Genomic DNA, 19,074 nt, shown 5'->3' with positions numbered 1-19,074 from the left:
CGGATTTGCCCCGCCCCGTTCGCTGACCTGTGGTTATGCGTAACGGGTCGTGGTACGCAAGTGAAAAGCCTGCCGAGACAGTGTCACCGTGGCCGCGTTTTGCCGAATCTTGGCAAACGCGGCCACTGTTACTTGGAGTAAGTCCAAGGCGGTGATCTGTCCGGCTATGCGCGTCAATCACCCGATCTCGGCGGCCTGTTGAGGCCACGGTCTGTCGTTGCCCGACGTCGGGCGGTGCCGGGTCGGTTATCCCGCCGTTACCAGCCAGTAACGAACCCCCTTGTGCGGACGCCGAGAATGCACCACGATCGGCCACGCTCGGTCCATTGCCCGCAGTCCGACAGCCAATCGGGAGACGGGAATTCTGGGTCCCCACCGAGCAGGTCGGCGACACCGTCGCCGACCTCGGACAGGGGGGTCTCTGCCGGTCTCCGACAGGGCCTGTCCAGCAAGGTTGTGCGTGATGCGTCAGGCGCGACCAGTGGTTGTCGCTCGGGGGTGATCGCCGGTGATCGAGGCGCGCTGCGCGCCCCTTGACGCGGGCGCTCTCCTAACCGAGGACGTAGCACTTCTCCCATCCCCGCCCGGCTGAGCCGCCCGAACGGGAGCAGTCAGGGCCGGAGATGTACGTCCGAGAAGGAGGAAAGTCATGGAGTCCGTGGCTCGTGGCGGAACCAGATGGAAGCGGTTCGCCGTGGTCATGGTGCCGAGCGTCGCGGCGACGGCCGCGATAGGCGTGGCCCTCTCGCAGGGTGCGCTCGCGGCATCGTTCAGTGTGTCCGGTCAGCAGTTCAAGGTGACCGCGGATCGGCTCGACGGTACGGGATTCGTCCAGTACGGCGGGATGGACAGCGGCAAGTCGGGCAACCACCCGGTCGCCGTCGTCGGCATGGATTCGGCGAAGATCACCAACCTCTGCCAGTCCGTGGTCGTCCCGGTCCCGGTCTTCGGCGATGTGTCGATGGTCCTCAAGGCCGGCGGCAAGGGCAGCCCGAGGGTCGAGGCGAAGAAGCTCTACATCGACGCCGACGACCTGAAGGCCAACGCGACCTTCACCAACGTCGACATCGGTGTCTCGATCGACCGTACGACGAAGGGCCCGGGTCCGGCCAAGGGCGACAAGTACGTCCCGGACTCGTTCGCGCAGCAGGCCGACAAGGTCCGCTTCACGGATGTGAAGCAGCGTGCGTGGGCGACCACCGCCGGCACCTTCAAGCTCTCTGGCCTCGGCATGTCGGTCAAGAAGGGCAAGCACGAGTGCTACTGAGGCGGTAGCGGCCTCGGTCACCTCAGTCTCATCCGCTTCGTCTCGACCGAGGCCGACGTTGAGGCCGTTGTTGAGGCCATCGCTGTCCTGAGCCGCACTTGTCGCGCTGAGACGGCCGGGCGCGGGGGCGCCGTATCTCACTTCAACCAGCCGTCCCCGTGCCCGAATCCGCACACACAGAACCAAACGCCATACCCGAGGAGCTGTACGACATGAGCGCCGAAGCGCAAGTGGGCCTTGGCAACAGGCTTGGCCGGATGCGCCAATCGTTCCGAGGGTGGCGCGGTCAGCGCCCGTTCTGGGGTGGACTGCTGACACTGCTCGGCGGCATCCCGATCATGTACTTCCCCTATGCGAACCTCACCCTGGGCACGATGACCATCCGGATGGCGACCACCGCCGGCGCCGGATCGCTGATCATCGGCGTGCTGCTGGTCGTGCTCGGCCTGACCATGTGGTTCCAGCCGATGTCCCGCGTGTTCGCGGGCGTCGCGGCGATCCTGCTCGCCCTGGTCTCCCTGGTGGTGTCCAACTTCGGTGGCTTCGTCATGGGCTTCCTGCTCGCCCTCATCGGCGGTGCGCTCGGCGTCTCCTGGATGCCGTTCAAGCCCGAGAAGCGCTCCAGGCGCGGCGCGCGGACGCCCGACGCCGGGGGACCCGACGACGGGGCTCCGCAGCCCGCGGCCGCGGGGGCCGCGAACGGAGCCGTACCGGAGACGGGCGGTGCGACCGACGACTTCTCAGGAACGAGCCCGATGAACGGGACGAACGGGAGGAACCGTGCCGGCTGACGAGGCGCGCCGCGGGACTGATGCGGACACGTCCCGTGGGAGAACGGGGCCGCGGCACGCGGCCCCGAAGAAGCCGCTGCTCACCCGGCTGCATGTGCCCGCGGGGAAGGCGATCGCCCTCGCGGCCATGCCCACCGCCGTACTGATGGGCATGGGCCTGACCCCCCAGCTCGCCCAGGCGAAGCCGGGCGTGCCCAAGAACCCCTTCCGGGACGGCCCTTGCGTCACGGCGCCGGACGAGCAGTCCAAGGACGCCGAGAAGGACGCCGAGGACGAGCAGGACGCCAAGGAGAAGGCCGCGAAGGAGGCCGCGGCGAAGGCCGAGGCCGCGCGCGAGAAGGCCGACGAGGCCAGGGACAAGGCCGACGGCGAGGACGGCGGCGAGGACGGCGGCGGGTCCGGTACGTCGAAGCCCTCGGGCGGCGGCGCGGACGCGGGCTCCTCGAGGCCCGGGTCGTCGGGTGACGCCGACTCGGGCAAGGGCTCCGGCGACTCCGGCGCGGACTCGGGCAAGGACTCCGGCGACTCCGGCAAGGACGACGAGGACGCGGCCGACGAGCCCGCCCCCGACAAGCCCAAGAACCCGCTGGACCCGCTGGGCCTCGGCGACGCCCTCAAGGACATCCTGACGCCAAAGGAGAAGAAGGCCCAGGAGGAGAAGGCCGAAGAGGAGAGGGCGGCCGAGGAGGAGTCGGGCGACGACAAGTCCTCGGGCCCCTCGGACGACGACGCCAAGGACTCCGACGGCGAGGACTCCCGCTCCGGCAAGGCCACCAAGCCCGCAGAGGACACCCTCGGCAAGGCGAAGGACGGCCTGAAGGACACCGCGGACAAGGCCGAGGACCGCCTGAAGGACGCCGCCGACAAGGCCGACGACCTCGCGGACAAGGCCGAGAAGGCGGCGGAGAAGGCCAAGGAGAAGGCCGAGGGCAAGGGCGACGACGAGGGCGAGGAGGAGGGCGAGGAGGAGTCCAAGGACCCGATGGCGCCGGACGAGGACGGCAAGAAGCCGTTCCCGTGCGTGGTGGAGAAGAAGGTCGCCGGTGACGACGAGCAGTCGCCCGCGCCGATTCCGAACCAGCCGTGGCACCTGGAGGCCAGCTCGCTGCTCCTGAAGGGCGCGGACTACAAGGGCGTCGTGAACCTGAAGATGCCCGACGGCCGCACCAAGCAGGCGCTGAAGTACATCATCAGCGGCGGCACGGACATCGGCGACCTGCACCAGATCGTGGAGAGCCCGAACGGCAAGAAGTACCACGTGCAGGCCGCCAAGGGCTCCACGTCCACGATCCGGGGCGGCGACACGACGATGTACACCGAGCGGATCTCGGGCAACCTCTTCGGTCTGATCCCGGTCACGTTCGACCCGGAGCACCCGCCGCCGCTCAACCTGCCGCTGATCTACTTCACCAACGTGAAGGTGCAGCAGGCGGGCCAGTTCGGCGGTGAACTGACCATCCCCGGCCTGCACCAGTCGATCACCGACTGAGCCCGGGACCCGTTCCGGGAGCCGCGGCACGCCGAACACCGAGGGCGCCCCCTGTCGCAGGGGGCGCCCTCGGTGTCGTACGGAAGCCGCGCACACGACGTCGTACGGAAGAGAACGGGTCCCGGTCCGGCAACTTGGTCGGGGGCCGGACCGTGGACCCGTGGCTCAGTCGCGGTCGCCGCCACCCAGGTGGTGGACGCGGACCATGTTGGTGGTGCCGGGGATGCCGGGGGGCGAACCGGCCGTGATGACCATGGTGTCGCCCTCGTTGTAGCGCTGGAGCTTGAGCACCTCGGCGTCGACCAGCTCGACCATCGCGTCCGTGTTGTCCACGTGCGGCACGACGTGCGCCTCGACGCCCCAGCTCAGGGCGAGCTGGTTGCGGGTGCTGGTGTCGGTGGTGAAGGCGAGGATCGGCTGGGCCGCGCGGTAGCGGGACAGACGGCGGGCGGTGTCACCGGACTTGGTGAAGGCGACCAGCGCCTTGCCGTCGAGGAAGTCGGCGATCTCGCAGGCGGCGCGGGCCACCGAACCGCCCTGCGTGCGCGGCTTCTTGCCCGGGACCAGGGGCTGCAGGCCCTTGGCGAGCAGCTCCTCCTCGGCCGCCGTCACGATCTTCGACATCGTCTTGACGGTCTCGATCGGGTACGCGCCCACGCTGGACTCGGCCGACAGCATCACCGCGTCCGCGCCGTCCAGGATCGCGTTGGCGACGTCGGACGCCTCGGCGCGCGTGGGGCGGGAGTTGGTGATCATCGACTCCATCATCTGGGTCGCGACGATCACCGGCTTGGCGTTGCGGCGGCACATCTCCACGAGGCGCTTCTGCACCATCGGGACCTTCTCCAGCGGGTACTCCACGGCCAGGTCGCCGCGCGCCACCATGACGGCGTCGAAGGCCGCGACGACGCCCTCCATGTTCGCCACCGCCTGCGGCTTCTCCACCTTGGCGATGACGGGGACCCGGCGGCCCTCCTCGTCCATCACCTTGTGGACGTCCTTGACGTCGTCGGCGTCGCGGACGAAGGAGAGCGCGACCATGTCGCAGCCCATCTTCAGCGCGAACCGCAGGTCCTCGATGTCCTTCTCGGACAGAGCGGGGACGTTCACGGCCGCGCCGGGCAGGTTGATGCCCTTGTGGTCGGAGATGACGCCGCCCTCGACGACGATCGTCTTCACACGCGGTCCGGCGACCTCGACGACGCGCAGCTCGACGTTGCCGTCGTTGATGAGGACCTGGTCGCCCTTGGAGACGTCGCCGGGCAGACCCTTGTAGGTCGTGCCGCAGATCGACTTGTCGCCGGGCACGTCCTCGGTGGTGATGGTGAACTCGTCACCGCGCACCAGCTCGACGGGGCCCTCCGCGAAGGTCTCCAGGCGGATCTTCGGGCCCTGCAGGTCGGCGAGGACGCCGATCGCGCGGCCCGTGCGCTCCGCCGCGGCCCGGACGCGGTCGTACCGGCCCTGGTGCTCGGCGTGCGTGCCGTGGCTGAAGTTGAAGCGGGCCACGTTCATTCCGGCTTCGATCAGCGAAACGAGCTGATCTTCGGAGTCGACGGCGGGGCCCAGCGTGCAGACGATTTTGGAACGGCGCATGGGGGCGATCCTATCGGTTTGTTTCGCTTCGGAATATTCCATCTGGCGGAAGATACAAATGGGCGGGTCGCCGCTCAGTTGCCCACACGGCGAAGGCCACGCTCAATGCCGCATCAATGCCGCCCGACCAGTGCGTAAGTCTGCGCGGCGATTTCCAGTTCCTCGTCGGTCGGCACGACGGCGACCTTCACCCGGGCGTACTCGGGCGAGATCAGCCGCGGCTCGTCACTCCGTACGGCGTTCAGCTCGCCGTCCACCGCGAGGCCCAGTTCCTCCAGGCCCGCCACGGCGGCCGCGCGCACCGGCGCCGCGTTCTCGCCGACGCCCGCCGTGAACGCGATCGCGTCCACCCGGCCGAGAACCGCGTAATAGGCGCCGATGTACTTCTTCAGCCGGTGAATGTAGATGTCGAAGGCGAGACGAGCCTGTTCGTCGCCCTCGTCGATACGGCGCCGGATCTCCCGCATGTCGTTGTCGCCGCACAGACCGACAAGGCCGCTCTTCTTGTTGAGAAGAGTGTCGATCTCGTCGATGGACAGTCCGCCGACACGCGCCAAATGGAAGATGACGGCCGGGTCCAGATCTCCCGACCGGGTACCCATCACCAGACCCTCCAGTGGCGTCAGGCCCATCGAGGTGTCCACGCACCGGCCGCCGCGCACGGCGGACGCGGACGCGCCGTTGCCGAGGTGCAGCACGATGACGTTCACGTCCTCGGGGGCCTTGCCGAGCAGCTCCGCCGTCGTCCGCGACACATACGCGTGCGAGGTGCCGTGGAAGCCGTAGCGGCGCACGCGGTGCTGGTCGGCGGTCTCCACGTCGATGGCGTAGCGGGCCGCGGCCTCCGGCATCGTCGTGTGGAAGGCGGTGTCGAAGACGGCGACCTGGGGCAGGTCGGGGCGCAGCGCCCGGGCGGTGCGGATGCCGGTGAGGTTGGCCGGGTTGTGCAGCGGGGCCACCGGGATCAGGCGCTCGATCTCGGCGAGCACGGCGTCGTCCACGACCGTCGGCTCGGTGAAGTGCTTGCCGCCGTGCACGACGCGGTGGCCGATCGCGGCCAGCTCCGGCGAGTCCAGGCCGAGGCCGTCCGCGGCCAGCTCCTGGGCGACCGCCTTCAGGGCGGCCTCGTGGTCGGCGATCGGCCCGGTGCGCTCGCGCTCGGCGCCGCCGCCCGTGAGCGGAGTGTGCTTGAGCCGGGAGGTCTCCTCGCCGATGCGCTCGACGAGGCCCACGGCCAGCCGGCTGCTGTCCGCCATGTCGAGCAGCTGGTACTTCACCGACGAGGAGCCGGAGTTGAGGACGAGGACACGGGTGGGGCTCACTGGGGGGCCTTCTCGGTGGGGGACTGGGCGGTGGGCGTCTGGGACTGGATCGCCGTGATGGCGACCGTGTTGACGATGTCCTGGACGAGGGCGCCGCGGGACAGGTCGTTCACGGGCTTGCGCAGGCCCTGCAGGACCGGGCCGACGGCGATCGCGCCGGCCGAGCGCTGCACGGCCTTGTAGGTGTTGTTGCCGGTGTTCAGGTCGGGGAAGATCAGCACGCTGGCCTGGCCCGCGACGTCGGAGTCCGGCAGCTTGGTGGCCGCGACGGACGGCTCGACGGCCGCGTCGTACTGGATCGGGCCCTCGATCTTCAGGTCCGGGCGCTGCCCGCGCACCAGCTCCGTGGCCTCGCGGACCTTGTCCACGTCGGCGCCCGAGCCCGAGGTGCCGGTGGAGTACGACAGCATCGCGATGCGCGGCTCGACGCCGAACTGGTCGGCGGTGGCGGCCGACTGCACGGCGATGTCGGCGAGCTGGACGGCGTTCGGGTCCGGGTTGACCGCGCAGTCGCCGTACACGAGGACCTTGTCGGCCAGGCACATGAAGAAGACCGACGACACGATCGAGGCCTCCGGCTTGGTCTTGATGATCTCGAAGGCCGGGCGGATCGTCGCCGCCGTCGAGTGCACGGAGCCCGACACCATGCCGTCGGCCAGACCGCCCTGCACCATCAGCGTGCCGAAGTAGTTCACGTCCGCCACCACGTCGTACGCCAGCTCGACCGTCACGCCCTTGTGGGCGCGCAGCCGCGCGTACTCCTCGGCGAAGCCCTGCCGCAGCTCGGACTCCTGGGGGTCGATGAGCTGCGAGTCGGCCAGGTCGACGCCGAGGTCCGCGGCCTTCTTGCGGATCGTCTCCACCGGGCCGAGGAGGGTCAGATCGCACACGCCGCGGCGCAGCAGCACGTCGGCGGCGCGCAGCACGCGCTCCTCGGTGCCCTCGGGAAGCACGACGCGGCGGCGGTCGGCGCGGGCCCGCTCCAGGAGCTTGTGCTCGAACATCATCGGCGTGAGGCGGTCGCTGCCGAAGACGGACAGGCGCTTCAGGAGGTCGGCGGTGTCGGTGTACCGCTCGAAGAGGCCGAGCGCGGTCTCCGCCTTGCGCGGCGTCGCCGCGTTCAGCTTGCCCTCCAGGGCGAACAGCTCCTGCGCCGTCGGGAAGGACCCCCCGGTCACGGCGACCACGGGCGTGCCCGGCGCGAGCCGGTCGGCCAGGCGCAGGATCTCCGGGCCGGGCTGCTCGTTCAGGGTCAGCAGGACGCCCGCGATGGGCGGTGTTCCCGCGCTGTGCGCGGCGAGCGCGCCGACGACCAGGTCGGCGCGGTCGCCGGGGGTCACGACCAGGCAGCCCGGGGTCAGGGCGTTCAGGAAGTTCGGCAGCATGGCGCCGCCGAAGACGAAGTCGAGGGCGTCGCGGGCCAGGCCCGAGTCGTCGCCGAGGAGCACCTTGCCGCCGAGCGCGTGGGTGATCTGCGCGACGGTCGGCGCGGCCAGGGCGGGCTCGTCCGGCAGGACGTAGCAGGGCACCGGGAGACGGGCGGCCAGGCGCTCGTGTATCTCCTCGCGGTCGGCCGGGGCGACCCGGTTGGTGACCATCGCGAGGACGTCGCAGCCGAGGCTGTCGTAGGCGCGGTAGGCGTTGCGGGTCTCGGCGCGCACCGACTCGGCGGTCTGGTCCTTGCCGCCGACCACGGGCAGGACCGAGGCGCCGAACTCGTTCGCGAGCCGGGCGTTCAGCGCCAGCTCGTCGGGGAGCTGGGTGGCGGCGAAGTCGGTGCCGAGGACCAGGACCACGTCGTACTCACGGGCGACGGCGTGAAAGCGGTCGACGAGCTGGGAGACCAGCTCGTCGGTGCCCTTCTCGGCCTGCAGCGCGGACGCCTCGTGGTAGTCCATGCCGTACACGGACGCGGGGTCCTGCGCGAGCCGGTAGCGGGCGCGCAGGAGCTCGAAGAGGCGGTCGGGTCCGTCGTGGACGAGCGGGCGGAAGACGCCCACGCGGTCGACCTGACGGGTCAGGAGCTCCATGACTCCCAGCTCGACGACCTGGCGGCCGTCGCCCCGGTCGATCCCGGTCACGTACACGCTGCGCGTCACGCGTGCTCTCCGTTTCGTCGCTGTCGTCGCCGGCTCGGCCGACTCGGCCGACTCGGCCTGTCTTGGCTGTCTTGGCTGGTGAGGCGGGGGAAGGGCAGCTCCGGCAGCGCCGAAAAACACCCGATATTGTTGGCTGTGCCCTCTTGACAATACCTCTGCGGCTGGCTAGGTCGCAGAGCGGACGACGGGCGGCGGCCCCGCTGGGGCCGTGGAACAATCGGATCGGCTCACAAGTATCAACAGCGAGCAGGAGACACAGCGCGATGCGTATCGGAATTCTCACCGCGGGCGGCGACTGCCCGGGCCTCAACGCAGTGATCCGGTCGGTCGTGCACCGAGCGGTCACGAACTACGGCGACGAGGTCATCGGCTTCGAGGACGGATACGCGGGTCTGCTGGACGGCCGCTACCGCACCCTCGACCTGAACGCGGTCAGCGGCATCCTCTCCCGCGGCGGCACCATCCTCGGCTCCTCCCGCCTTGAGCGCGCCCGCTTCCGCGCCGCCTGCGACAACGCCAAGGAACTCATCGAGAAGAGCGGCTTCGACGCCCTCATCCCGATCGGTGGCGAGGGCACCCTGACGGCCGCGAAGATGCTGTCGGACGCGGGCGTGCCGGTCGTCGGTGTGCCCAAGACCATCGACAACGACATCTCCTCCACGGACCGCACCTTCGGCTTCGACACCGCCGTCGGCGTCGCCACCGAGGCGATGGACCGCCTGAAGACCACCGCCGAGTCCCACCAGCGCGTCATGGTCGTCGAGGTCATGGGCCGCCACGCCGGCTGGATCGCCCTGGAGTCCGGCATGGCCGGCGGCGCCCACGGCATCTGCCTGCCCGAGCGGCCCTTCGACCCGGCCGACCTGGTCAAGATGGTCGAGGAGCGCTTCGCCCGCGGCAAGAAGTTCGCCGTCATCTGCGTCGCCGAGGGCGCGCACCCCGCCGACGGCACCATGAACTACGGCAAGGGCGCCATCGACCAGTTCGGCCACGAGCGCTTCCAGGGCATCGGCACGGCCCTCGCCTTCGAGCTGGAGAGCCGCCTCGGCAAGGAGGCCAAGCCGGTCATCCTCGGCCACGTCCAGCGCGGCGGCACGCCCACGGCGTACGACAGGGTGCTCGCCACCCGCTTCGGCTGGCACGCCGTGGAGGCCGTGCACCGCGGGGACTTCGGGCACATGACGGCGCTGCGCGGCACGGACGTGGTGATGGCGCCGCTCGCGGAGGCGGTCACCGAACTGAAGACGGTCCCGAAGGACCGGATGGACGAGGCGGAGTCGGTCTTCTAGGGGCCGGTCTTCCACAGGCCGGTCCGGTAGCCGTCAGGCCGCCGCGTCCGGCACCAGCGGCCAGAAGTGGTCCAGGATCCGGTCCAGGAAGTCACGGCCCGCGTGCCCCGACGCGTCCGCGCCCGCCCCGCCGCCCCAGCTGAGCGTGCGCACCATCCGGGACTGGTAGTCCTCGTGGAGCTTGCGCAGCGGGCCCTCCAGGTCCCGCTTCTCCACGGCGAGCAGCTTGCTGACCGGGCGGACGTAGCCCTGCCAGCGGGTCGTCACCGCGCTGCGCAACAGCTCCGCGAGTTCGTCGGCGCGGCCCGTCACCGTGACGAAGTCGGGCAGCGGCAGGCGCAGCGTGCGGCTCAGGGCCGCGGACTGGCGGTCCGTGCCGCGCCACTGGTTGGTCTCCTCCATGCGCAGATACGCCTGGATCTCCACGCCCGCCCCGCGCGCCACGTCCTCCGGGGCGAGGCCGCGGGCGAGGCGGTGCTCCCGCAGCGTCGTGGCCGCGCCCATCAGCTCGCCCGGCGAGCACCACAGCGTCGCCGCGAGCGCGGCCAGCTCGGTAGCGTTCGGCGCGGCGAGCCCGCGCTCCCACGCCATGACGGTGTCCGGCGTGACATGGGCGAGGCCGTAGCTCGCCCGCATGCCGTACGCGACGTGCCCCGGCGCCATGCCCAGCGCCTCCCGGAGGCGGCGCGCGGCGGGGAAGTCGAAGGGCGGCGTGGGCTGGCTCGGTTGCACGGGCACACGGTATGGCCGTACGGGGGCGGCGACTACGGTCTGTTCACACAGGGTTGCGGCTCGTACGAAAGTACGGCGGGTGAGCGCCCTGCGCGCACTCCGAGCGCCCCTTTTCGTACGGGAATCACCCCTTGACCGCACCCCCCAGCGCGAACCCGCCGCCCAACTTCCGCGCCACCAGGACGTACAGCAGGATCACCGGCGTGGAGTAGATGAGGGAGAAGGCCGCCAGCTGGCCGTAGACGATGGCGCCCTTGGAGCCGAAGAAGTCGTTGATGCTGACCGCCGCCGGCATCTGGTCGGGGGACAGGAGCAGCATGAAGGGGACGAAGAAGTTGCCCCACATCATGACGAAGGAGAAGACCGTCACGACGGCCACGCCGGGGCCCATCAGGGGCAGGACGATGCGCAGCAGGGACTGGAAGGGCGAGGCGCCGTCCGTCCAGGCGGCCTCCTCCAGTTCCTTGGGGACGCCGTCCATGAAGTTCTTCATCAGCCAGATGGCGAACGGGAGCTGGGACGCGGCGAAGAAGAAGATCGTGCCGTGCATGGTGTCGATGAGGTCGACGCGGACGAACAGCGCGTACACCGGAACCATGATCGCGGTGATGGGCAGGCTCGTGGCGAAGAGGATCGTGAGCATGAACGGGCGGTTCAGGCGGGACGTGTAGCGGGACAGCGGGTACGCCGCGAGGGCCGCGCTGACCACGGTGAGCAGGGTGCCGCCGCCGCACAGCAGCAGGCTGTTGAGCATCGGCGTGAACGTGATCTCGTCGGTGAGGACCGCGTCGAAGTTGTCGAGCGTGATGCCGTCGGGGGTCTTCATGCCCACGTCGGCCTTGGGGTCGAGGGCGGAGAGGACCACCCAGGCGAGCGGCACCGCGAAGGTCGCGGCGACCGTCAACAGGCCGATGTCCGCGGCCAGTCTGCGGCTTCTCGTGCGGCGTGCGGACACCTCAGACCTCCGTGCGCAGCAGGCGCATGTAGACCAGCGAGAACAGGGATCCGACCAGGAGCAGGAGCAGGGCCACCGCGGTGCCGTAGCCGATCATGCTCTTCTGGAAGGCCTGCTCGTACATGAACAGCGGGAGGGTCTGGCTGCGGTTTCCCGGGCCGCCGCGCGTCATCACCCAGATCAGGCCGAAGACCGACAGGGTCTGCAGGGTGTTGAGCATCAGGTTCGTGCCGATGGAGCGGCGGATCATGGGCAGCGTGATGTGCCACATGCGCCGCCAGCCGCTCGCGCCGTCGACCTCCGCGGCCTCGGTGATCTCCTTGGGGATCTCGTTGAGGGCGGCGGAGTACACGAGCATCGAGAAGGCCGTGCCGCGCCAGACGTTGGCGAACGACACCGCGAGGATCGGCAGCGTGAACAGCCAGTTCTGGGACGGCAGATGGAGGAAGTCCAGGACGGCGTTGAGGGTGCCGTCGCGGCGGAAGAAGGCGTAGAGCAGGAAGCCCGCCACGACCTCCGGGAGCACCCAGGCCGTGACGACGACGGCCCCGGTGATCGTGCGGACCGTCCTGGACGCCCGCTGCATCAGGGCGGCGAGGGCGAGCCCCAGGGTGTTCTGGCCCACGATCGACGACAGGAACGTGAAGACCAGCGTCAGCCAGACCGCGTTGACGAAGTCCTCGTCGCCGAACGCCGTCCGGAAGTTCTCGAAGCCGACGAACGACTCCTCGGCCTGGCCGGTGAGCTGGAGGTCGGTGAAGGCGATGTAGGCGCAGTAGCCGATCGGGCCCGCGAGGAACAGGGCCATCAGGACGACGGCGGGGGACACGGGCAGCGCCCGGCCCAGGGAGCGGGCCAGCCGCCGGGGGGCCGGCGGCGGAGCCGTCACTTCTCGATCACCTTGCCGTCGGTCGCCGACTCGACCTCGTCGTCATAGCCGCTCGCCGCCTTGTCCACCGAGCCGTCCCCCGTCGTGACCTGCTCCATGGCCTCCTGCATCGCCGTGGACACCTTCGGATACGCGGGGTAGGCGGGCCGGTAGTGCGTCGAGGCGACCAGGTCGGTGAAGAACTTGATGCCGGGCTGCGCCTTCACGTACGCGGGGTCCTTCGCGACGTCCGCGCGCACCGAGATGCCGGAGTTCGCGATGTACCACTTCTTCGCGTTCTCCTTGGTCTGCATCGTCTCGATGAACTTGAACGCCAGGTCGGCGTTGTCCGCCTTCGACGGGATCGCCCACGTCCAGCCGCCGGACATGCTCACCTTGCCGGGGGCCTGGCCGTGCTGCGTGGGCATCGCCGCGAGCCCCAGCTCCTTGGACCACTCGGGCCACTCGTGCCCGGAGCCCGGCAGCCAGTCCTGCGGCAGCCAGGAGCCGTCGAGGTTGATGCCGAGCTTGCCCTTGGGCAGGAACTCGCCGCGCACCCGCGTGGCCATGTTCGGGTCGAGGGCGTCCTCGACGTCCGGGCCGAGCTTCTCCTTGTAGACGGTCTCCACGAACTTCAGGGAGTCCTTGAAGCCCTGGCTGCCCACCACCCACTTCTTCGCCTTCGGGTCGTACAGCGGGTTCTCGCCCGTGCCGTAGAGCAGCATCTCCATGCCCTGCATGGACGAGGTCTCCCCGCCGGGTTTGCCGGTGTACACGTTCAGCGGGACGACGTCCGGCACCTTCTCCTTGATGGTGCGGGCCGCGTCCAGGATCTCGTCCCAGTTCTTCGGCTGCCAGTTCGCGGGCAGGCCCGCCTTCTCGAAGATGTCCTTGTCGAACCAGAGCCCGCGGGTGTCCGTGCCGTCCGGCACGCCGTACGTCTTGCCGTCCTCCGCCTTCGCCGCCGCCTTGGCCGTGTCGATGAACTTCGGCCACTCCTTCCACTTCTCCAGATAGGGGTCGAGCGGCTTCAAGTACCCGCTGGTGATGTCGGAGTTGATGAGGAAGGTGTCCTCGTAGACCAGGTCCGGGGCGGTCTTCGGCGAGCGCAGCATCTGCTGCACCTTCGTGTAGTACTCGGCGTCCGGCGCCTTGATCGGCACCAGTTTCACCTTCTTGCCGGGGTTCGCCTTCTCGAACTGCTTCTTCATCGACTCCAGGTAGTCGTCCATCACCCGGATCTTGTTGTCCATGGACTGCTTGTACGAGACCTTCACGGTGTCCGGGTCGTCGCCGGAGCCGCCGCCGCACGCGGTCAGGGTGGAGGCGGCGAGCACGGCTGCCAGGAGCAGAGGGGCGGGGGCGGTGGGGCGCACGGGCACGACCTCCTACGGTCCGACGCGGCCGCGCCGCGGCGCGGGGTGCTGCCGCGCGGGGCTGCTGCCGGTGAACGTAAGCGCGGGCTCGGAGCAAGGTCAATGCCCTTGCAACGGGGTTGCGGGGGCTGTGCGTTGACGCTTGTCAGTAACGTGACAACGTTGTTATGGGGTGGGGGTTTGGGGGTCTGTGGATCAGGCCTCGGGCCCCGGGCGGAGCGGGGTGGGCCGGGGCGGGTCAGGCCGGGGGCAGCCAGCGGTAGATCAGTTCGGGGCGGCCCACGTGGCCGTACTGGGGGCTGCGGGCGGCCCGCCCTGTCGTCACCAGGTGCTCCAGGTAGCGGCGGGCCGTGATGCGGGAGAGGCCCGTGGTGTCGGCAGTGGCCGCGGCGGTGAGGCCGTCGGGGGCGGCGTCCTGGAGCGTGCGGGTCACCTTCTCCAGGGTGGGGCCGCTGAGGCCCTTCGGCAGGGCGGCGGGGGCGGGGGCGCGGAGGGTGGCGAGGGCGCGGTCGACCTCGTCCTGGCCCGTGGCCTCGCCCGCGGCGGCGCGGAACTCCGCGTAGCGGGTGAGGCGGTCGCGGAGCGTCGCGAAGGTGAAGGGTTTCAGTACGTACTGGACCACGCCGAGGGAGACGCCCTCGCGGACCACCGCGAGGTCGCGGGCCGAGGTCACCGCGATGACGTCCGCGCGGTGGCCCGCTGCGCGCAGGGTGCGGGCGAGGGCCAGGCCGTGGCCGTCGGGGAGGTTCAGGTCGAGGAGGATCAGGTCGACGGGGGTCTTGTCGAGCGCTCGGCGGGCCTCGGCGGCTGTGTGGGCCGTGGCGGTCACCTCGAAGCCCGGAACCCGGTTCACGTAGAGGACGTGGGCGTCGGCCGCGACGGGGTCGTCCTCGACGACCAGGACCCGGATGGGCTGGGGGTCGGTCATCTGTCGGCCTTTCCGTCTCGCCCTGCGGGACGATTTCCCACAGCGCTGGTGCTGGCGGCCAGCGGCAGCGTCGCCGTGAACTCTGCACCGCCCCCCTCCGGTTCCGTCAAGGTCAGCGTCCCCCCGTGGCGGGTCACCGTCTGGTGGACCAGGGAGAGGCCGAGGCCGCGGCCCGCGGGGGCCTTGGTGCTCCAGCCGTGCTGGAAGACCGACTCGCGTCGGGCGGGGTCGACGCCCGGGCCGGTGTCGGTGACCCGCAGGAGCAGGCCGCCGGACTCCGCGCGGACCGTCACCGTGACGCGGGCCGCGGGGGAGCCCTGGGCGGCGTCGACGGCGTTGTCGATGAGGTTGCCGAGGACGGTGACCAGGTCGCGGGGCGGCAGGCCGGGCGGGAGCATGCCGTCGTCGACGCTGGTGTCGGCGGAGACGACCAGCTCCACGCCGTGCTCGTTGGCCTGTGCGGCCTTGCCGAGGAGGAGGGCGGCGAGGACGGGTTCGTTGACGGCGGCGACGACCTGGTCGGTGAGGGCCTGGGCCAGCTCCAGCTCGGCGGTGGCGAACTCCACGGCCTCGTCGGCGCGGCCGAGCTCGATCAGGGACACCACCGTGTGCAGCCGGTTCGCGGCCTCGTGGGCCTGCGAGCGCAGGGCCCGGGTGAAGCCGCGTTCGGAGTTCAGCTCGCCCGCGAGCGCCTGGAGTTCGGTGTGGTCGCGGAGGGTCACGACGGTGCCCCTGCGGTCGCCGCCGGAGACGGGCGAGGTGTTGACGACCAGGACCCGGTCGGCCGTCAGATGCACCTCGTCGACCCGCGGCCGGGCGTCGAGCAGCGCGCCGGTGAGCGGCGCGGGCAGGCCGAGGTCGGTGACGTGCCGGCCGACGACGCCCTCGGGCGCGCCGAGCAGCTCGCGGGCGCCGTCGTTGATGAGGGCGACGCGGCGCCGCCCGTCGAGCATGAGCAGCCCCTCGCGGACGGCGTGCAGCGCGGCCTCGTGGTAGTCGTGCATGCGGCTCAGCTCGGTGGCGTTCATGCCGTGGGTGGAGCGGCGGAGCCGGGCGTTGATCACGTACGTGCCGACGGCGCCGAGGGCGAGCGCGCCGACCGCGACGCCGAGCAGCGCCACGAGCTGGCCGCGGGCCCTCTCGCTGATCGCGTCGATGGTGATGCCCGCGCTGACCAGGCCGACGATGCGGCCCGTCCGACCGCGCCGGTCGTCGCCGCCGTCGAAGACGGGCGTGACCACGCGCGCGGACGCGCCGAGGGTGCCGGTGTAGATCTCGGTGAAGGTCCGGCCGCGCAGGGCCTCCGCCCGGTGGCCGAGGAAGCGCTCGCCGATGCGGTCGGGGTCGGGGTGGGTCCAGCGGATGCCCCGCGGGTCCATGATCGTCACGAAGTCGACGCCGGTGTGCCGCTGCACGTCGGTGGCGTACGGCTGGAGCCTGCGGGACGGGTCATCGCCGCGGATCGCCTCGCGCACCGAGGGCGCGTCCGCCACCGCCCGCGCCGCCGCCGTGGCCTGGCGCAGGGCGGCCTCCTCGGCCTGGTGCCGGTCGCTCAGGTACGTGAACAGGGCGCAGCCCGCGACCACGACCGCCACCAGGACCACCTGCATCGCGAAGAGCTGGCCGGCGAGGCTGCGGGGGCCGCGGGGCCGACGGGGCCGACGGGGCGAACGAGGCGGTCGGGGGACCTGGGACATATCGCCAGTCTGCCGTGATGTGTATGCGCGAACTAAATGAACGTAACCGTGACCGCCGTCACAGGCCGGGAGATAGTCACCCGGAATCGCCAGGACGTGAGCCGCACGACTAGCGAGGACGCAGACGCCAGTCGTACCTAGCGTACGTAGCCCAAGGAGGCACCCCGTGGCACAGGGACAGACGGCGGCCGACACCGCCGGTACGGGCGCACCGCCCGCGAAACGGGACCGGACCCACTACCTGTACATCGCCGTCATCGCCGCCGTACTGCTCGGCATCGCCGTCGGCTTCATCGCGCCGGACTTCGCCAAGGAGCTCAAGCCCATCGGCACGGGCTTCGTGAACCTGATCAAGATGATGATCTCGCCGATCATCTTCTGCACGATCGTCCTCGGCGTGGGCTCGGTCCGGCAGGCAGCGAAGGTCGGCAAGGTCGGCGGGCTCGCGCTCGCCTACTTCGTCGCGATGTCCGTGGTGGCGCTCGCCATCGGCCTGATCGTCGGCAACATCCTGCACCCCGGCGACGGCATGGACCTGGACGCGTCGGACAAGAAGGCGGGCCACACCGCCGCCGACGAGGCGGACAAGGGCCTGGTCGACTTCGCGCTCGGCATCATCCCCAAGACGATGGTCTCGGCCTTCACCGAGGGCGAGGTCCTCCAGACCCTCCTCGTCGCCCTCCTCGTCGGCTTCGCGCTCCAGGCCATGGGCAAGACGGGCGAGCCGGTCCTGCGCGGGGTGCAGCACATCCAGAAGCTGGTCTTCCGCATCCTCGGCATGATCATGTGGATGGCGCCCCTCGGCGCGTTCGGCGCGATGGCCGCCGTGATCGGCGAGACCGGCACGGACGCGCTCAAGGCGCTCGCCACCATCATGATCGGGTTCTACATCACCTGTGCGCTGTTCATCCTGCTGGTGCTCGGCACGCTGCTGCGCCTCGCGACCGGCGTGAACCTGTTCAAGCTGCTCCGCTACCTGGGCCGCGAGTTCCTGCTGATCCTCTCCACGTCCTCGTCGGAGTCCGCGCTGCCGCGGCTCATCGCGAAGATGGAGCACTTGGGCGTGAGCCGCCCGGTCGTCGGCATCACCGTCCCCACCGGGTACTCCTTCAACCTCGACGGCACGATGATCTATCTGACGATGGCCTCGCTGTTCATCGCCGACGCGATGGGCCAGCCGCTCGGCATCGGCGAGCAGATCTCGCTGCTGCTGTTCATGATGATCGCGTCCAAGGGCGCGGCGGGCGTCTCCGGCTCGGGCATCGCGGTCCTCGCGAGCGGGCTGCAGTCCCACAAGCCCGCCCTCGTCGACGGCGTCGGCCTCATCATCGGCGTCGACCGCTTCATGAGCGAGGCCCGTGCGCTGACGAACTTCGCGGGCAACGCGGTCGCGACGTTGCTGATCGGTACGTGGACGAAGGAGGTCGACCGGGAGCGGGTGGCCGCCGTCCTGGACGGCGAGCTTCCCTTCGACGAGCGGACGCTCCTCGACGACGACCACGGGGGCGTGGGGCCTTCCCTGGAGAAGAAGCCCGCCTCCGCGGCCGAGGCCGAGGTCCCTGAGGGGCGGGCCGCCGATGAGGCTGCCGCCGTCAAGGTCTGACCTTCGCGTGACCCTTGGACGGGCCGGGGCCGGATCGGCCTTCGGCCTCGTCCTCAATCGCCGGACAGGCTTATCGACCTGCGCCGACGTCATCCTGCTCCGCGCAGCAACGCCGAGCCCAGAGGCGTCAGCGCGTGGCGTACCGCGTTGCTCTGGCGGACGCTGGAGACCAGGCCCGCCTCACGCAGGACGGCGGCGTGTTCGCTCGCCGAGGAGAGGGAGACGCCGGCTCGGCGGGCGAGTTCCGTGGTGGTGGGCTCGCCGCCGAGTGCCTGGAGCACGGCGGCCCGGGTGTGGCCGAGCAGGGGCGCCAGGCTCTCGTACGCGGGTCGGTCGTCGTCGGCCGTGCGCGGCTTGACCGGGTGGACGAGCGTCGGCGGGAGCGCGGTGTCCGCGAGGGCGACCGGGCTGCGGGCGTAGCAGGACGGCACCAGGAGCAGCCCCCGCCCGTCGAGCCGCAGGTCCCGGTCGACCGGGTACGCGACTTCGAGCACCGGCGGCCGCCACCGCATCGACGAGCCGTACGTCCGCAGCATCGCCTCCGCGCCGCCGTGCCACAGGGCGTGCAGCCGCAGCGCGCGGTCGCTGTTCGCGCGCCGGGTGATGTGCGGCCAACGGGGGCCGAGCGTCCCCTGGTGGTACGTGCGCAGGGCGCGGGCGAGCCGGCGCAGGGCGGCGGGTTCGCCGTCGGCCAGGGAGCGGGTCCAGGACGGCAGCGGGTTGCGGGCGGCGAGGACGCTCAGCTCGGCGCGCAGCCGGGCGCGGGGCGTGGACATCAGCGCGTCGAGGCCGGGCTCGATCCCGGCCGCCGCGGCGGGCGGCGTGAGGAAGTCCGGGAAGTACCCGCGTCGCGGTACGAGCGGCAGGAGCATCCCGAGCGGCCCCCGCCTGTCGCCGTGCCCTGAGCGGCGGCAGGCGGCGAGGGCCGGATCGGGATGCTGGTCCTGGAGGCGGTGCAGGCTGAGGACGGTCTCCCAGAGCGGATCCGCTCCGTCGGAGACCCGGGTCCGGACGAGATCGGTCGCGGTGAAGTGGACACGCAGCACGGTGGTTCCTCCGATG

General features: G+C 70.6%; 15 protein-coding genes. 5 read left to right on the top strand and 10 right to left on the bottom strand.

Annotation, left to right across the window (positions count from 1 at the left end; all coding sequences use genetic code 11):
- Window positions 1–649 precede the first annotated feature (649 nt).
- From QUY26_RS11570 to QUY26_RS11560, 3 genes are all read left to right on the top strand, one after another.
- Window positions 650–1,267: a DUF6230 family protein gene (locus QUY26_RS11570; RefSeq protein ID WP_289945678.1), complete on the top strand. Its 618-nt coding sequence runs from the start codon at window positions 650–652 to the stop codon at window positions 1,265–1,267.
- A gap of 212 nt (window positions 1,268–1,479) precedes the next feature.
- Window positions 1,480–2,058: a DUF6114 domain-containing protein gene (locus tag QUY26_RS11565; RefSeq protein ID WP_289945676.1), complete on the top strand. Its 579-nt coding sequence runs from the start codon at window positions 1,480–1,482 to the stop codon at window positions 2,056–2,058.
- Window positions 2,048–3,547 (top strand): hypothetical protein, encoded by a 1,500-nt coding sequence (locus tag QUY26_RS11560; protein ID WP_289945674.1) that lies wholly within the window; start codon window positions 2,048–2,050, stop codon window positions 3,545–3,547. The genes QUY26_RS11565 and QUY26_RS11560 overlap by 11 nt, the downstream gene beginning before the upstream one ends.
- Before the next feature lie 165 nt (window positions 3,548–3,712).
- Here the strand turns inward: QUY26_RS11560 and pyk are convergent, their stop codons facing one another.
- The 3 genes from pyk to pta all read right to left on the bottom strand — a co-directional run bounded on the left by pyk (window position 3,713) and on the right by pta (window position 8,564).
- On the bottom strand, window positions 3,713–5,143 hold the full coding sequence (pyk, locus tag QUY26_RS11555; RefSeq protein WP_087885883.1) for a pyruvate kinase: 1,431 nt from the start codon (window positions 5,141–5,143) through the stop codon (window positions 3,713–3,715).
- A 113-nt stretch (window positions 5,144–5,256) separates the two neighbouring features.
- Window positions 5,257–6,465 (bottom strand): acetate kinase, encoded by a 1,209-nt coding sequence (locus QUY26_RS11550; RefSeq protein WP_289945669.1) that lies wholly within the window; start codon window positions 6,463–6,465, stop codon window positions 5,257–5,259.
- A complete protein-coding gene (gene pta / locus QUY26_RS11545) occupies window positions 6,462–8,564 on the bottom strand; it encodes a phosphate acetyltransferase (RefSeq protein WP_289945665.1) in 2,103 nt (700 codons plus the stop codon). Before pta ends, QUY26_RS11550 begins: the two co-directional genes overlap by 4 nt.
- Before the next feature lie 263 nt (window positions 8,565–8,827).
- Here pta and QUY26_RS11540 point away from each other — a divergent pair, with 263 nt between their 5' ends.
- Window positions 8,828–9,853 (top strand): ATP-dependent 6-phosphofructokinase, encoded by a 1,026-nt coding sequence (locus tag QUY26_RS11540; RefSeq protein WP_289945664.1) that lies wholly within the window; start codon window positions 8,828–8,830, stop codon window positions 9,851–9,853.
- 33 nt (window positions 9,854–9,886) lie between these two features.
- Here the strand turns inward: QUY26_RS11540 and QUY26_RS11535 are convergent, their stop codons facing one another.
- From QUY26_RS11535 to QUY26_RS11510, 6 genes are all read right to left on the bottom strand, one after another.
- Complete coding sequence (locus QUY26_RS11535; protein ID WP_354670758.1) at window positions 9,887–10,516, bottom strand: helix-turn-helix domain-containing protein; 630 nt, start codon at window positions 10,514–10,516, stop codon at window positions 9,887–9,889.
- Between the two features lie 193 nt (window positions 10,517–10,709).
- Entirely contained in the window at window positions 10,710–11,540 is an 831-nt protein-coding gene (locus QUY26_RS11530) for a carbohydrate ABC transporter permease (RefSeq protein ID WP_289945661.1), read from the bottom strand.
- A gap of 1 nt (window position 11,541) precedes the next feature.
- A complete protein-coding gene (locus tag QUY26_RS11525) occupies window positions 11,542–12,348 on the bottom strand; it encodes a carbohydrate ABC transporter permease (protein ID WP_289955655.1) in 807 nt (268 codons plus the stop codon).
- Window positions 12,349–12,425: 77 nt separating this feature from the next.
- On the bottom strand, window positions 12,426–13,790 hold the full coding sequence (locus QUY26_RS11520; RefSeq protein ID WP_289945658.1) for an extracellular solute-binding protein: 1,365 nt from the start codon (window positions 13,788–13,790) through the stop codon (window positions 12,426–12,428).
- Window positions 13,791–14,022: 232 nt separating this feature from the next.
- Window positions 14,023–14,712, bottom strand: a complete 690-nt coding sequence (locus QUY26_RS11515) for a response regulator (RefSeq protein ID WP_289945656.1) — start codon at window positions 14,710–14,712, stop codon at window positions 14,023–14,025.
- On the bottom strand, window positions 14,709–16,322 hold the full coding sequence (locus tag QUY26_RS11510; protein ID WP_289945654.1) for a sensor histidine kinase: 1,614 nt from the start codon (window positions 16,320–16,322) through the stop codon (window positions 14,709–14,711). Before QUY26_RS11510 ends, QUY26_RS11515 begins: the two co-directional genes overlap by 4 nt.
- Window positions 16,323–16,575: 253 nt before the next feature.
- Between QUY26_RS11510 and QUY26_RS11505 the strand changes: the two genes are divergently transcribed.
- Window positions 16,576–18,012, top strand: coding sequence for a cation:dicarboxylate symporter family transporter (locus tag QUY26_RS11505; protein ID WP_289945652.1), 1,437 nt, complete (start codon window positions 16,576–16,578; stop codon window positions 18,010–18,012).
- Window positions 18,013–18,101: 89 nt separating this feature from the next.
- Here QUY26_RS11505 and QUY26_RS11500 read toward each other — a convergent pair whose 3' ends face one another.
- The gene (locus QUY26_RS11500; protein WP_289945650.1) at window positions 18,102–19,058 is read right to left on the bottom strand and encodes an ArsR/SmtB family transcription factor; all 957 of its coding nucleotides are present in this window, start codon (window positions 19,056–19,058) and stop codon (window positions 18,102–18,104) included.
- Window positions 19,059–19,074 lie beyond the last annotated feature (16 nt).

It is taken from the genome of Streptomyces flavofungini, from assembly GCF_030388665.1.
Classification (GTDB): domain Bacteria; phylum Actinomycetota; class Actinomycetes; order Streptomycetales; family Streptomycetaceae; genus Streptomyces; species Streptomyces flavofungini_A.
This window is presented reverse-complemented; position numbering and strand designations above follow the sequence as displayed.